Raw genomic sequence first — 13495 nt, forward strand, 5'->3', positions numbered from 1 at the left:
TAAAACATGTCTTTAGGAGGAGGACCGCAAAATTTTACAGACTTGTCAAGTGTTTTATGCGAAAAAAGTGGGGGAATCAACAAAAATTAATGATGCTAAAAATGAGTAATCACAGGAGCTAAGGAGTTTCCGTGAAAGCTCCATTAAAGGCAGGGGGAACAGGTCTTAACTTAACCTCGGCAAATCTAGTTATTCATTTTGACCCTTGGTGGAATCCTGCAGTAGAGGAGCAAGCAACCGATAGAGCTCATAGGATTGGCCAGAGAAATGTAGTAGAAGTAATTAAGTTAGTAGCAAAGGGAACCATAGAAGAAAAAATAATTCTTCTTCAAGAGGATAAAAAAGATTTAATAGACAGTGTAATTACAGGGGAACTTAAAAATAGTAATGTTTTAGGAAAACTTACAAAAGGGGAACTGCTCGATCTTTTCAGATTTTAAGTGGTGCCACCCACGTGGCAAGTGGCAAGTGGCAAGTTGTAATTTATCACTTGCATCAGTGTATATTTTTTTGTCTAGATGTTAATATTTTAGATAAAAAGTATATGGGAGTGAACTAAAATGCCAAGGAAGAACATGGTTATATATGAAGGTGCAGTTTATCACATTTATCAGAGAGGAAATAACAAAGAGTTTATATTTGAAGATGATAATATAAAAACTTTCATTTTGAAATATCTAAAAGAGTATAATAAGAAATTTGACTATGAGCTTCTTGCATATGTGATTATGGATAATCATTATCATTTTTTAATAAAGACTAATAAGACAGATATAAGTACTATTATGTTTTTCATTAATAATCTATTGGGTAAATATGTAAATGAAAAATTAGATAGAACAGGACATGCATTTGATAGTAGATATAAATGTAAATTAGTTGAGACAGACGCTTATTTAATCTGGCTTTTACGGTATATCCATAGAAATCCTGTGAAGGCACATATATGTAATGATATAAATGAATATAGATGGAGTAGTCATTATTTTTATAATAATTACGTGAAATCTCATGTTAATATAGATTTTATATTAAGTATGCTAGGAAATTCAAGAAAATCGGCTGTTGAAAAATATTTAAAACTGGTTGGTTCAATAGGTTATGAAAATGATAATGACAAAGATTATGCAATAATAAAGCAAGAATTAAATATCAAAGAAACACCATTTTTAAATAGTAACAAAGAAAACTGTACTTTAGAGAAATTAAATCGTACTACTTTAGATGAAATAATTATGAATCTAAATGTTGATGAAAGTGAGCTTCTTGGTATTAGAAATGGAAATAGGAAACCCGTATTTACGCCCATCAAGATTGGAATTATAAAAGGTGCGTTAGAACAATGTTATTCTTTGAAAGAAATAGCAGATTTCCTTAATGCAGCACCTTCAACTATAAGTAAGTTGATAACTAGAAATAAAATAATATAAAAAGATGCCACTTGCCACGTGGGTGGCACTAAAAGGAGATATAAATATGTACGTAGAATTTAACAATGAAATGATAGACAGCAATGAGTTAAAAAAAACAATTGAAGGGAACACCGAATTTAAAGTTCTTAAAGACATGAGTAAAGGTTCAAAGAGAGATGACACATTAGCTTTCAATTTAAGTGTAACAATAAATGCCTTAAATGACTTAATGGAAGAAGACTGTAACATAAATGAATTAACAGAAGATGAATTATTTGAAGAATATCTTTCACTGGCGGAAGAAATAGCAATGGACATTGAAGAATATGTTCCAGATGGTGCTATTATGGATATTAAATCTTACGAATGGGATAAATCGGATAATACAATAAAATTAGTTATAATCATAGCCCCTGAAGATATTTTTGAAGTGAAATTAAGAGATGTTATGAGGAGACTTATAACGCAAGTGGAGTAATCTATAAATTAACGTTGAAATGCAAAATTAACTAACAATGACCAATACTGCGGCAACAGTATTGGTCATTGTTTTTACGCTTCTTCCGTTCTATACATGGGACCATACTCCATTATTACACCTCTACTTAAAATTTTACTCACTATTATATTATGTGAAAATCTAATTCTTGCTATAAAGTAAATTTCTACAAGGATTTCATATATTCATTATCTTAATAAGAAATTAAAGCGTATGTAAGGTATTTCACATACTATTACTGGTGTTTATGAGATGATGACTATATAATGATATTGTAGTGTAATCTTATGGTAAGTATATTTCTTAATAAAGAAACCTTATCATTTAAACCAAATATGAAAGCAGAATCATTAATTGAAGTGTCAAAAGTGTTTGGGTCAAGGTAAAAACAATTCAGTGGAAGAAGGTATATTATGATACTTGGAATTGGCGTAAGAAAAGATATGATAACTAGTAAAACTGTAAAAGCAATTATGGACACATGTCTATAGAGTTGGCACTATATTAGGTGAATCATTAAAAAATAAATGGACAAAATTATAAGGAGAGTATAAATCATGAAGTATGATTATCATATTATTGTTATTGGAGCGGGAAGTGCAGGACTCGTTGTGGCTTCTGGGGCAGCAACCCTTGGTGCAAAGGTTGCGCTTATTGAAAGAGAAAAGATGGGTGGGGATTGTCTTAATGCTGGCTGCGTGCCAAGTAAGGCATTTTTAAAGTGCGCTCATTTAGCGAAGGATATAAGAGAATCAAAGAAGTTTGGCTTGGAATCTACTATAAAGGAAGTGGATTTAGCTGATATAATGGAAAGAGTAAAATCTGTGATAAAGGAAATAGAGCCACATGATTCAAGAGAAAGATATGAAAGTCTTGGAGTGGATGTAATCACTGGGCAGGGAGAACTGATAGATAGACATACTATTAAAGTAGGAAAAAGAATAATTACTTCAAAATCTATTGTTATTGCTACTGGATCTGAACCAGTTGTTCCTAAAATTAAAGGATTAGAAGATGTCTCATATTTAACTAACAGAAATATATTTGAATTAAAAAAATTACCAAAACATCTAGTCATTCTAGGTGGTGGACCAATAGGTCTAGAGCTAGGTCAGGGTTTTAGACACCTAGGTTCAAAAGTAACAATTATTGATAGGAACACTAGTTTGTTTGGAAAAGATGATGCACAGGTTGGCCCTTTAATGGAAAAGGTATTCATTGAGGATGGAATTGATTTAAAGTTAGAATCAAAAATTATAGAGGTTAAAAAGAGTAGTGAAAATATAACTGTGGTAATTGAAAGGGGAGGTAAAATCCAGGAAATAACTGGGGATAATATACTTGTATCATTAGGAAGAAGACCTGTTACCTACGGACTGGGACTTGAAAAAGCTAAAGTAGAATTAACTGAAAGAGGTTTTGTTGTAGTTAACAAGAAACTTCAAACAAATATAAATAATATATATGCTTGTGGAGATGCAGCAGGTCCTTATCAATTTACACATATGGCAGGATATCAAGCAGGTATTGTAATTAGAAATATTATTTTTCACCTTGGTTCAAAGGTTGATTATTCCGCAGTACCCTGGACAACATATACTAAGCCGGAAGTGGCACATGTGGGATATACAGAGCCTATGGCAAAAAAAATAGGACTATTTGGAGAAGCTATTGTAGTTCCTCTTGATGAAATAGATAGAGCTAAAACAGAAAATGATAGAATTGGGTTTTTAAAACTTATCTTGGGAAAGACAGGAAAAATAATTGGGGCTACATTGGTAGGAGAAAAAGCTGGGGAGACAATTCCTTTAGCTACCTTGGCAATTAAGAAAAAACTAAAGGCAACAACCTATCTGAACATGATATTTTCTTACCCAACAGAAGCAGAAATTTTTAAGTTTGCATCTCTGAAGGTTTTAAAAAACTCATTTAAAGAGTGGCAGAATAAACTTATAAAATTAATTTTTTTAAGATAAATGGAACTCTTACAAAGGATATTTATGGTTCCATTGTTATAAGAATTGTTTAAAAGGTGGCGTTAAAATGATTGATACTAGATGGCGTGGAAGATTTGAGCCTATGTTTAATTTTCTGGCGAGAATTTTAGTTAGTTTAAAAATCAAACCCAATGCCATAACAATAGTAGCTTTTGCTATAGGTTTGTTTTCGGCTATATTTATAGGATTTAATAAACCCATAGTAGCCCTAATTTTATTATGGATTTCCGGTCTTTTGGATGCTCTAGATGGAAGTGTTGCAAGGCTTACAGGCAAATCTTCCCCGCAAGGAGCTTACATGGATCTTATTTTTGACAGGATGGTAGAAGCTTTTATTATTCTTGGCTTCACCATCCTTGCTCCCGCAAATTACATTGCCTACATTTTGTTCTATATTTCAGTAATTTTCAATTTTACAACATTCATTGTAGCTGGAGCATTATTTAAGAATGCTTCTGAAAAAAGCATGCATTATGATACTGGAATAGCAGAACGGACTGAAACATTTATAGTGTTTTCACTAATGTTAATATTTACAAATCACATCACCATAATACTTATGCTATTCAACGGTATTATATTTTTCACAGGAATTATAAGATTTCACAAAGTAATTAAATATAGTAAAACATCAGGGAGAGAAAACCATGAGAATTAGAAAAATTTCAGTAATATTCCTTGTTCTTGTCATGCTTTCAGGGTGTTCTTCCAATAAATCCTTAAGTAGTACCCAGGAAAAATTCACTTCATGGGAAAATGTAGAGAATCAAGGTAAAAACAAAGAAGCCACGATTTTAATGTGGGGGGGGAATGATAGCATCAACAAATACATGGACGGCTTTGTTACTCAAAATGTGAAGGACATGTACGGAATAACACTTAAAAGGGTGCCTATGAATGCACCTGAGTTTATCACAAAACTTCTAAATGAGAAAAAAGGTAGCGTAAATCAAGGGACAGCAGATCTGCTATGGATTAACGGAGAAAATTTTAGGACTGCTAAGCAAGGCGGGCTTATATGGGGACCCTTCACTGAACTTTTACCAAATCTAAAGAAGTATTATGATGATAATGCAGATGACCTAAAGTTTGATACTGGTATTCCTATAGAAGGATCTGAAGCCATCTGGGGTAGGGCGCAACTTGTATTGACTTATGATTCTAAAGTAGTTCCTGACCCACCAAAAAGCTTCAAGGAATTAATGCAGTGGGTTAAAAAGAATCCAGGTAAATTTACTTATCCAAAGATTCCCGATGATTTTGTAGGAGTTTCCTTTGTAAGGACTGCCTACTATGAGCTTACGGGAAAAAGCGGTGTTTTCCAAGAGGATATGTCTAAGGATGAGTTCCAACAGATTTCAAAGCCAGTAGTTGCTTACTTTAAGGAAATGAACAAGTATTTGTGGAGAGAAGGAAAGGCATTACCAGCAACTCAGGCCCAGCAGGATGAACTTTTCAAAAATGGTGAAATTGACATGACTATGGGCTTTGAAATAGGTAAAACCGCAGGGCTTGTAAAAAAAGGCGAATATCCGGAAACAGTAAAAAGCTTTGTTTTTGATACAGGAACTATAGGAAATTCGCATTACCTTGCGGTGCCTTATAATTCGCCAAACAAGGCAGCTGCACTACTTGTAATTGATTTTCTGCAAAGTCCAAAAGCTCAAATAGAAAAATTGAAAACAAAAGTCTGGGGAGATATGCCAGCCGTAGATGTAAGCAAGCTAAGTGATGATCAAAATACGGAACTTAAAGCTGCAGAGGCGGGTCCGGGTAGACTTTCTATTAAAGAACTATCGCAGCATAGACTTCCAGAAATGAAATCCCAATATATCGACTGGATCAAGGAAATATGGATAAGCGAAATTGGAGGGAAATAATGCATTTTAAGAGGATTACACCCTATGCACTTTTATCACCTATTTTGATACTGTATATTCTGCTTATTGGTGGTGGACTTATAGAAACTGTAAAGGAAAGTATGGGTTATATTCCTGTTTTAGGATTTAATACTTTTAACCTGGATAGCTACAGTGAAATTTTTAGGCAAAATGGCTTCCTTAGAGATATGATGTACTCTATCTATATAGCTGGCACGGCGACAATTCTATCTACTTTTCTTGGAATCATCATTGCCTACTGTTTTGTTACCTCAAGAAATTCACATGTCAAGGTTATAGTTAAGAAAACCTTGCAAATGGGCATGATTATTCCCTATCTGTATGTGGTTTTTCTAGCAATGCTAACTTTAAGTCAAACAGGATTTGTTTCTAGGCTTATGTACAATATAGGAGTACTTAAGGAGTTGAAAAGCTTTCCAGAACTTATTTTTGACAGGAGGGGACTGGGTATAATATGGGTGTATGTTTTCAAAGGGACACCCTTTATAGCGTTATTTGTACTTAATGTCATGTCCAAAATCAGCAGCACATATGAAGATGTTGCAAAATCTTTGAGTGCTAGTGGACTCACTATTCTACGCAAAATTTATATGCCTCTAAGCTGCGGAGCAATAATATGGTCATCCTGTATTGTATTTGCATATGCACTAGGCTCCTTTGAGGTCCCATATCTGTTAGGAAGCATTTCACCAGTATCTCTGTCATCAAGACTTTATAGCTTGTTCATTAATCCTGATCTCAGTGTGCTTCCAAAAGGCATGGCAATGAACGTAATTCTGCTTATACTTGGAATCACAATTGTAGGTGTATATGCTATGATATTAAAAATTTTGATTAAGGGGAGGAGGTCATGAAGAAATTAATTTTACTGCTAACAGCCATTATTATTTTATTTCCTATGATGCTGGTATTGCTACTTTCTATTTTTTCATACTACCGATATCCACTTTTGTTTCCAGAAAAATTCACCCTGGGATTGTGGAAAAACACTATACTGGGAAATTCTCAGTTATATTTAAGTGTATTAAATAGTATTGTCATTGGAACGCTAACTGCATTGATGGCTACACTAGTAGGAATAATGACAGCGAGGGCAATAGTTAAATATAAATTTTTTGGGGATAGATTTATAAAAATATTTTTTTCGACGCCACTATTTATACCCTCCATCGCGCTGTTTATGGGTGTTCATTTGATGATGATAAAACTCCATTTGATTAATAGCTTTACTGGGGTAGTACTTACTCATATGCTTATCTGCGTGCCTTATTCTACAAATATTTTTATATCCTTTTTCAAGGGCATTAACCCCGATATGGAGAATGTAGCCAGAACCATGGGATGCAAGCAAACAAAGATATACTCAAAGATATTACTTCCGCTTTTAGCTCCTGGAATATATCTATCTTTTTCTATTGGATTTCTTATTTCCTTCTCAGAATATTTTTCAACCTTTCTAATAGGGGGAGGCAATGTGCAGACCTTATCTTCTATGCTGTATCCGTATATAAGTAGCGGTGATACGGGAAATGCAGCGGTTTTAGGAGTGATATTTATTTTAATTAATATATCTGTGTTTTTTATTGCAGATTTTTTATCCCATAAAAAGAATAAGATTGAGAATTATTTATTTGAATAAGATAGAATAATGCAAAATTGAAGGGGTGCAAAATAGAATGATAAAAGAAATTAGAAAGAGGATTTATTGTTTAAATCTTTATTTTCAAATTTATTCCCAACTATATCTCCTAGTGTTACATCCATAATACTACGAGTTGAAGTGCTTTTTAACTCTTGAAGTTGAAAATTCACTATGATTTCATCCCAAACTACGTTGTAAATAATGGATGAAATTTCAATATAATCGCCTTCGTATACGTCAACTCCATTTTTATCGGATAAATATACCCATTGTAGCAATTCATATTCTTGAAGGGGTCTCCAAGGTAAACCAGGAAGCTTTAGGTCAGATGGAATGGAACTTTTTGCATCAAAAGTCATGCCTTGTAGTTTATGCATCTGATGTTTGCTACTTTCCCAAGCTCTAAATTTTAATTGTCTCATTTAATGTACCAGCCTTTCTATTTATTAGTATATATTTCGTTATATGGCTTTTCTGAATAATACATTAATATATATTTGTCTAATTTTCGACTTAATTTTAATACTTCAATATGAGTTATGCCTTTTAACGTAATAAGGTTTTCTAATTTTTCTCTAAGTACTTCTGTTTCAAGTATAACATTATTCACTATATTATTCCTTTCTCAATTGTAATGATTCTTAGAATATAACTATACCCTTTTATATACGTTAAAAAACAAGATTTTAAGGGGGGATTTAAAAAAAACAAACTTGCCACTTGCCACGTGGGTGGCACCAAAGGGGGGAATTTAAATAAATTTATGTATGTCTTCTTTCAATGTTTCGTAATTGTCAAAATGAATGGTATTAAAACCAAGTCTATCTGCTACCTCTATATTTAACAAGGTATCATCTATAAATAAACATTCTTTCGCCTTTAGACCATAGGTATCTAAAAGTTTAGTATATATTTCGGTTTCAGGCTTTAGAAGATTTTCTTTATAGGATATTATGCTTCCATCAAAATATTTAAAAAAATCATACTTTGAACAAATATTTTCAAAGGCTAATGAATGAAAATTCGAAAGGAGATATAGTTTATAACCATTTTTTTTTAGTCCATTCACAATTTGTACTGTACCTTCAATAGGTGTAAGTATGTCTATCCAATTATCCATGCATTTCTTAATATGTACTTTGTAATTAGGGTTTCTTTGTGATATTGCTTTTAGAGCCTCATCTTGAGTTAATGTTCCTCTATCCAGATGAATCCACTCCTTACTTTGAAAAACTTCTTTATAAACAAGGGTTTCAATTTTATCATCATTAAAAATTACTTTAAGGTAATCTACAGGTTTAAATTGTAATAATACATTTCCAATATCGAAAATTATGTTTTTAACCATTTAGGTCCTCCTTTTAATAATTTATTTGCTTTGACTTATTTGAATAAGCAGTACAAGCTATTAATTACATTCTAATATAAATTTAAGATTAAATCAATTTTTAAAAGAGAAGGAATATAATTGATTCTTAAATTGCATAAAAATATTTTCTGAATATTCAAAATATATCTTTACAACCTTGTTTTTCTATGGTATTATATACACAAGAAGAAGAAAATTCTTCCCGCAAATCCTAATTCACAAATCTAGGTTATAAAATGATTTTTGATTTAAGAAGTTGTAAGGGTTTGAAAAAGTTTAAGATTCAAGATTCAAGATTCAAGATTCAAGATTCAAGATTCAAGAAATAAGTACGGTATCCCAATTGTTTTAATTATAGTCAACTAAAATGATTTAAGATTAGTGTTAATGTAATTGGTAGAACTGCAATGGAAGGGAAAGATTAATATTAGTGAAATGAAAATTGAATTAGGGTTTGCTTAGTAGCCAATTTATATTTTATGTATAAATTGGCTACTATAAATTTTTTGTATAAAAAGTTGTATAATATAGAAGGGTAAATATTAAATTAGCACTTAAATTGTCAATTGACAAGTAAAAGGAGTTGACTTAAATGAATAGAACTATAATGCAATTTTTCGAATGGTATCTACCCGCGGATGGTGGGCACTGGAACTTTTTAAAAGAACATAGTAAGGAATTAAGTGAAGCGGGTATAAATACACTTTGGCTACCACCAGCATATAAAGGGTCAGGAGGAGTTAATGATACAGGCTATGGTGCATATGACTTATATGATCTTGGTGAATTTGATCAAAAGTCGACTGTTAGAACTAAATATGGAACAAAATATCAATACATAGAAGCAATAGAAGAGGCTCACAAAAATAACATTCAGGTATTAGCAGACATAGTTGTTAACCAGAAGGGGGGAGCAGATGAGACTGAATGGGTAAAAGTAGTTAAAGTGGATCCGAAAAATCGAAATAATAAAATATCTGGAGAATATGATATAAAGGCTTGGACTGTATTTACATTCCCTGGAAGGAATAATAAGTACTCTGATTTTAAGTGGAGCTCTGAACATTTTGATGGGGTAGATTGGGATGAGAATAAAAAAGAAAGTGCCATATATGAGTTTGTTTCGAATGGTAAGGGCTGGAATTCAGATGTGGATACACAAAACGGAAACTATGATTATCTTATGTTTACAGATTTAGATTTTAATTCACCTGTAGTTTATGAAGAGCTCTTAAGGTGGGGATTATGGTACAGTGAAATAGCAAATCTTGATGGATTTAGGTTAGATGCAATAAAACATATAAAGTATGAGTTTTTTACAAAGTGGATAAATGATATAAGAAGAATTACAAAAAAAGAGATTTTTACAGTAGGTGAATATTGGAGTGGTGATTTAAATGTTTTAAAAAAGTATGTTGAGAATACAGACCATATATTTAATATTTTTGATGTACCACTACATTATAACTTTTTTTCAGCAGCAAATGGAAAAGAAAGCTATGATTTAAGGGGGTTAATGTCAAATACCTTAATAAGTTGTTATCCTCAAAATTCAGTTACATTTGTGGATAATCATGATACCCAACCTGGACAAGCTCTTGAGTCTTGGGTAGACAATTCATTTAAACTGCAAGCATATACTTTCATTTTAACAAGACAAGAAGGGATACCTTGTGTTTTCTTTGGAGATTATTATGGATTGCCAAGCAATAACATAGCTCCATTAAAAGATGAATTAGATAAATTATTAAAGGCTAGAAAAGATTTTGCTTATGGGTGGCAGCATGATTATTTTGATGATGCACATGTTGTTGGATGGACTAGAGAAAATGGACTAGCTTCTTTAATTTCTAATTCAAATAATGGTGGTTTTAAGAAGATGTTTGTTGGAGAAAAATTTTCAGGTAAAACCTTTGTAGATATAACTTGCAATATTGCTGGAGAAATTAAGATTGCTGAGGATGGTAGAGGTAATTTCAATGTTAATGGAAATTCATATTCAGTTTGGTGTATTATATAAAAGAAGTTTTTTGATTTATTCCATATCTATATATCTGAATAAAATTTATTGTTTTCATCTAAATAAAAGTAAATTCCATTATCTTAGTTTAAAAAAAATAATCTCTTTACCTTTATATAAGGTAAAGAGATTATTTTTTTCTATATTATTTAAAGTTGCTTGTCGCAATCTAAAGGTCCACAAATATCAAACTCTGAATCTGATGGAGGTGGTATGAAATTTGCTATTTTTTTTGCTTGTTCAAGTTTTTCTTTTTCTATCTTTGATATTTCCTCCGGAGTTAGTTTTTTATCTTTCATTATATATCCTCTCCCTTTTTAAAAATTGTTACTTCATTTACTATACTATAACCCTAATTCATCCTAATAGCAATAGTTATTAACAAATAATTATTATTTAAACCGCTGTTATATTTAATATATCACACTTCGAACACAATTGTTGGTTATAATAAAGATATAAAGTCAATTATGTTGGTGTAAATTATAGTATAATAGGAATTATAAGAAAGAGGTGGTTTTGTATGGGAAATGAAAGAATACTTCTAGTTGATGATGAGGAACGAATACGAGATATGATAAAAGAATATACCAGTTTAGAGGGATATGATATAGATGAAGCAGCTGATGGTGTGCAAGCTTTGGAGCTGTTTTCACAGCATAAATATTCATTGATTATATTAGATGTTATGATGCCCAAAATAGACGGCTGGAGTGTGTGCAGGAAGATTCGCACAACATCAAATGTTCCTGTAATTATGCTTACTGCAAGGGGAGAAGAATATGATAAGCTTTTCGGATTTGAACTTGGGGTAGATGATTACATAATTAAACCTTTTAGTCCTAAGGAACTTCTTGCACGTATGAAAGCAATAATAAGAAGAAGCTCATATGCAGATGAAGCTAAAAAAGAAACTACAATTACTTTTGATGGACTTGTTATAGACCTTGATTCAAGAAATACTTATGTAAATGATAAATTAGTTACACTTACGCCTAAAGAATATAGTTTGCTAACTTTTTTTGTAGGTAATCCCAATAGAGTATTTTCTAGAGAACAATTGCTTAATGAGGTTTGGGGTTACGATTTTTTTGGTGATGACAGAACTGTAGATACACATATAAAGATGCTACGTGAAAGTATAAAAGAATATAGGAAATTTATTGTTACAGTTTGGGGAACAGGATATAAATTTGAGGTGGGTGGAAAAAATGAAAAGCATAGGTCTTAAATTATGGTCAGGTATGATAGCTCTTGTGCTTATAATGCTTGTTATGCTATGGCTTTTCCAAATTGTATTTTTAGAAAAGTTTTATACATCAATAAAAATTTCAGATATGAAAAGCAAAGGCTACGCTATTCTTGAGGGGTTAGATGTGGACTCGGGGAAAGATATTGAAACCACTTTTGAGACCTTTGCTAATGAAACAAGTTCTAACGTCGAGTTTGTGGATTCAAAGGGAGATACACGTTATAGTGTAGCCCCAAATGGGGGCACTTCTAGTATGCCTATGATGATGATGAATAATTCAAGGATTGAGGCTATTAATGAGATTAAACAAGGCAAGGAAATAACTTTATCTTTAATACATCCTAAATTCCAGAATACATTTATACTTATTGGATTACCCCTCAAAGTGCAAGGCGAAGTTAATGGGGGGCTTCTTATAAGCTTGCCTTTAGCACCGGTAAAGGATACAGCTGCAATACTTAAAGTACAGTTATTTTACATCACATTAATTCTTCTTTTCACAGCAATAATATTCGCATATTTTTTATCTAGGAGTTTTACGAGACCTATACTTGAAATTACAAAAGTCTCAGAAGAAATGGCTTCAGGTAATTTTTCTGTGAAGATTAAATCAAACAGCAGGGATGAAATTGGTAGACTAGCGTTAACTATTAATTATATGGGGGAAGAACTTTCGAAAATTGAACAATTGAGAAAGGACTTGATTGCTAATGTATCCCACGAATTACGGACACCCATAAGCATTATTCTTGGCTATGCCGAGACAATTAGAGATGTTACAGGAAATGTTGCACAGAAGCGAGACAAACAGCTGAATATTATTATAGAGGAATCAGAGAGGCTTTCTAAAATAGTTGATGACATTCTTAACTTATCTCAAATACAGGCGGGATATGTTAATTTGAATAAAACTCAATTTAATATTAATGAGCTTTTAGAAAGAGTTATAGTGAAATTTCAGATTTTAAGTGAGAAAACCTCGGTGGATATAGTACTTGAAAATCGTGTAGATGTAATAGTAGAAGCGGATGAAATTAGGTTAGAACAGGTTATGCACAACATTGTAAATAATGCATTTAATCATACGCAGAGGTCTGGACATATAATTATAAAGGCAATAGAAAATGAAAAAAATCTAAAAATTGAAGTTGTGGACAATGGAATAGGAATATCTGAAGAAGACTTAAAGCATATTTGGGATAGATTTTATAAAACAGATAAAGTGGAAGGAATAAAATACACAGGTACTGGTCTTGGACTTACTATTGTAAAAACTATTCTTGAATCACATGGTTTTCCATACGGAGTAGAGAGCACAAAAGGAAAAGGGACTATGTTTTGGTTTGAAATTTAAAAGTTTCACAATTAGGTCGTCATTTTATCATACTTCTATCACAACTTAC

Annotated in this window: 14 protein-coding genes and 1 pseudogene; 11 read left to right on the forward strand and 4 right to left on the reverse strand. The window is 32.1% G+C overall.

Going from position 1 to position 13495, the window contains the following annotated elements; translation table 11 throughout:
* Window positions 1-143: 143 nt before the first annotated feature.
* The 8 genes and pseudogenes from JJD95_RS08525 to JJD95_RS08560 form a co-directional block, all read left to right on the forward strand.
* Window positions 144-440: pseudogene (locus tag JJD95_RS08525) on the forward strand (helicase-related protein); the annotation flags it as partial.
* Between the two features lie 120 nt (window positions 441-560).
* Window positions 561-1430, forward strand: coding sequence for a transposase (locus JJD95_RS08530; RefSeq protein WP_291642335.1), 870 nt, complete (start codon window positions 561-563; stop codon window positions 1428-1430).
* 46 nt (window positions 1431-1476) lie between these two features.
* On the forward strand, window positions 1477-1890 hold the full coding sequence (locus tag JJD95_RS08535) for a hypothetical protein (protein WP_291642337.1): 414 nt from the start codon (window positions 1477-1479) through the stop codon (window positions 1888-1890).
* A gap of 578 nt (window positions 1891-2468) precedes the next feature.
* On the forward strand, window positions 2469-3887 hold the full coding sequence (locus JJD95_RS08540; RefSeq protein WP_291642338.1) for an FAD-dependent oxidoreductase: 1419 nt from the start codon (window positions 2469-2471) through the stop codon (window positions 3885-3887).
* Window positions 3888-3954: 67 nt separating this feature from the next.
* The gene (locus tag JJD95_RS08545; RefSeq protein WP_291642340.1) at window positions 3955-4566 is read left to right on the forward strand and encodes a CDP-alcohol phosphatidyltransferase family protein; all 612 of its coding nucleotides are present in this window, start codon (window positions 3955-3957) and stop codon (window positions 4564-4566) included.
* Window positions 4556-5788, forward strand: a complete 1233-nt coding sequence (locus tag JJD95_RS08550) for an ABC transporter substrate-binding protein (RefSeq protein ID WP_291642342.1) — start codon at window positions 4556-4558, stop codon at window positions 5786-5788. The genes JJD95_RS08545 and JJD95_RS08550 overlap by 11 nt, the downstream gene beginning before the upstream one ends.
* Window positions 5788-6663: an ABC transporter permease gene (locus JJD95_RS08555; RefSeq protein ID WP_291642345.1), complete on the forward strand. Its 876-nt coding sequence runs from the start codon at window positions 5788-5790 to the stop codon at window positions 6661-6663. The genes JJD95_RS08550 and JJD95_RS08555 overlap by 1 nt, the downstream gene beginning before the upstream one ends.
* Entirely contained in the window at window positions 6660-7448 is a 789-nt protein-coding gene (locus JJD95_RS08560) for an ABC transporter permease (RefSeq protein WP_291642347.1), read from the forward strand. Before JJD95_RS08555 ends, JJD95_RS08560 begins: the two co-directional genes overlap by 4 nt.
* A 50-nt stretch (window positions 7449-7498) precedes the next feature.
* Here JJD95_RS08560 and JJD95_RS08565 read toward each other — a convergent pair whose 3' ends face one another.
* The 3 genes from JJD95_RS08565 to JJD95_RS08575 all read right to left on the reverse strand — a co-directional run bounded on the left by JJD95_RS08565 (window position 7499) and on the right by JJD95_RS08575 (window position 8799).
* Complete coding sequence (locus JJD95_RS08565) at window positions 7499-7873, reverse strand: YopX family protein (protein ID WP_291642349.1); 375 nt, start codon at window positions 7871-7873, stop codon at window positions 7499-7501.
* Between the two features lie 17 nt (window positions 7874-7890).
* Window positions 7891-8061 carry an aspartyl-phosphate phosphatase Spo0E family protein gene (locus JJD95_RS08570; protein WP_291642351.1) on the reverse strand — a complete coding sequence of 57 codons (171 nt, stop codon included), beginning with the start codon at window positions 8059-8061 and terminating at the stop codon, window positions 7891-7893.
* A gap of 141 nt (window positions 8062-8202) precedes the next feature.
* Window positions 8203-8799: an HAD family phosphatase gene (locus JJD95_RS08575; RefSeq protein WP_291642353.1), complete on the reverse strand. Its 597-nt coding sequence runs from the start codon at window positions 8797-8799 to the stop codon at window positions 8203-8205.
* A gap of 613 nt (window positions 8800-9412) precedes the next feature.
* On the opposite strand from JJD95_RS08575, the gene JJD95_RS08580 reads away from it, so the two are divergent.
* The gene (locus JJD95_RS08580) at window positions 9413-10840 is read left to right on the forward strand and encodes an alpha-amylase (RefSeq protein WP_291642355.1); all 1428 of its coding nucleotides are present in this window, start codon (window positions 9413-9415) and stop codon (window positions 10838-10840) included.
* 149 nt (window positions 10841-10989) lie between these two features.
* On the opposite strand, the gene JJD95_RS08585 is transcribed toward JJD95_RS08580, so the two are convergent.
* Window positions 10990-11139, reverse strand: a complete 150-nt coding sequence (locus JJD95_RS08585) for a hypothetical protein (protein ID WP_291642358.1) — start codon at window positions 11137-11139, stop codon at window positions 10990-10992.
* Between the two features lie 224 nt (window positions 11140-11363).
* On the opposite strand from JJD95_RS08585, the gene JJD95_RS08590 reads away from it, so the two are divergent.
* Entirely contained in the window at window positions 11364-12071 is a 708-nt protein-coding gene (locus JJD95_RS08590; protein WP_291642360.1) for a response regulator transcription factor, read from the forward strand.
* On the forward strand, window positions 12052-13446 hold the full coding sequence (locus JJD95_RS08595) for a HAMP domain-containing sensor histidine kinase (RefSeq protein ID WP_291642362.1): 1395 nt from the start codon (window positions 12052-12054) through the stop codon (window positions 13444-13446). Before JJD95_RS08590 ends, JJD95_RS08595 begins: the two co-directional genes overlap by 20 nt.
* Window positions 13447-13495 lie beyond the last annotated feature (49 nt).

The sequence above is a fragment of the Clostridium sp. genome (assembly GCF_016650035.1).
Classification (GTDB): domain Bacteria; phylum Bacillota; class Clostridia; order Clostridiales; family Clostridiaceae; genus Clostridium_AD.

Excerpts from the sequence above, each read along its gene's own strand:
- JJD95_RS08530 (WP_291642335.1), top strand. The coding sequence starts at position 561 with ATGCCAAGGAAGAACATGGTTATATATGAAGGTGCAGTTTATCACATT.
- JJD95_RS08535 (WP_291642337.1), top strand. The coding sequence starts at position 1,477 with ATGTACGTAGAATTTAACAATGAAATGATAGACAGCAATGAGTTAAAA.
- JJD95_RS08540 (WP_291642338.1), top strand. The coding sequence starts at position 2,469 with ATGAAGTATGATTATCATATTATTGTTATTGGAGCGGGAAGTGCAGGA.
- JJD95_RS08545 (WP_291642340.1), top strand. The coding sequence starts at position 3,955 with ATGATTGATACTAGATGGCGTGGAAGATTTGAGCCTATGTTTAATTTT.
- JJD95_RS08550 (WP_291642342.1), top strand. The coding sequence starts at position 4,556 with ATGAGAATTAGAAAAATTTCAGTAATATTCCTTGTTCTTGTCATGCTT.
- JJD95_RS08555 (WP_291642345.1), top strand. The coding sequence starts at position 5,788 with ATGCATTTTAAGAGGATTACACCCTATGCACTTTTATCACCTATTTTG.
- JJD95_RS08560 (WP_291642347.1), top strand. The coding sequence starts at position 6,660 with ATGAAGAAATTAATTTTACTGCTAACAGCCATTATTATTTTATTTCCT.
- JJD95_RS08565 (WP_291642349.1), bottom strand. The coding sequence starts at position 7,873 with ATGAGACAATTAAAATTTAGAGCTTGGGAAAGTAGCAAACATCAGATG.
- JJD95_RS08575 (WP_291642353.1), bottom strand. The coding sequence starts at position 8,799 with ATGGTTAAAAACATAATTTTCGATATTGGAAATGTATTATTACAATTT.
- JJD95_RS08580 (WP_291642355.1), top strand. The coding sequence starts at position 9,413 with ATGAATAGAACTATAATGCAATTTTTCGAATGGTATCTACCCGCGGAT.
- JJD95_RS08585 (WP_291642358.1), bottom strand. The coding sequence starts at position 11,139 with ATGAAAGATAAAAAACTAACTCCGGAGGAAATATCAAAGATAGAAAAA.
- JJD95_RS08590 (WP_291642360.1), top strand. The coding sequence starts at position 11,364 with ATGGGAAATGAAAGAATACTTCTAGTTGATGATGAGGAACGAATACGA.
- JJD95_RS08595 (WP_291642362.1), top strand. The coding sequence starts at position 12,052 with ATGAAAAGCATAGGTCTTAAATTATGGTCAGGTATGATAGCTCTTGTG.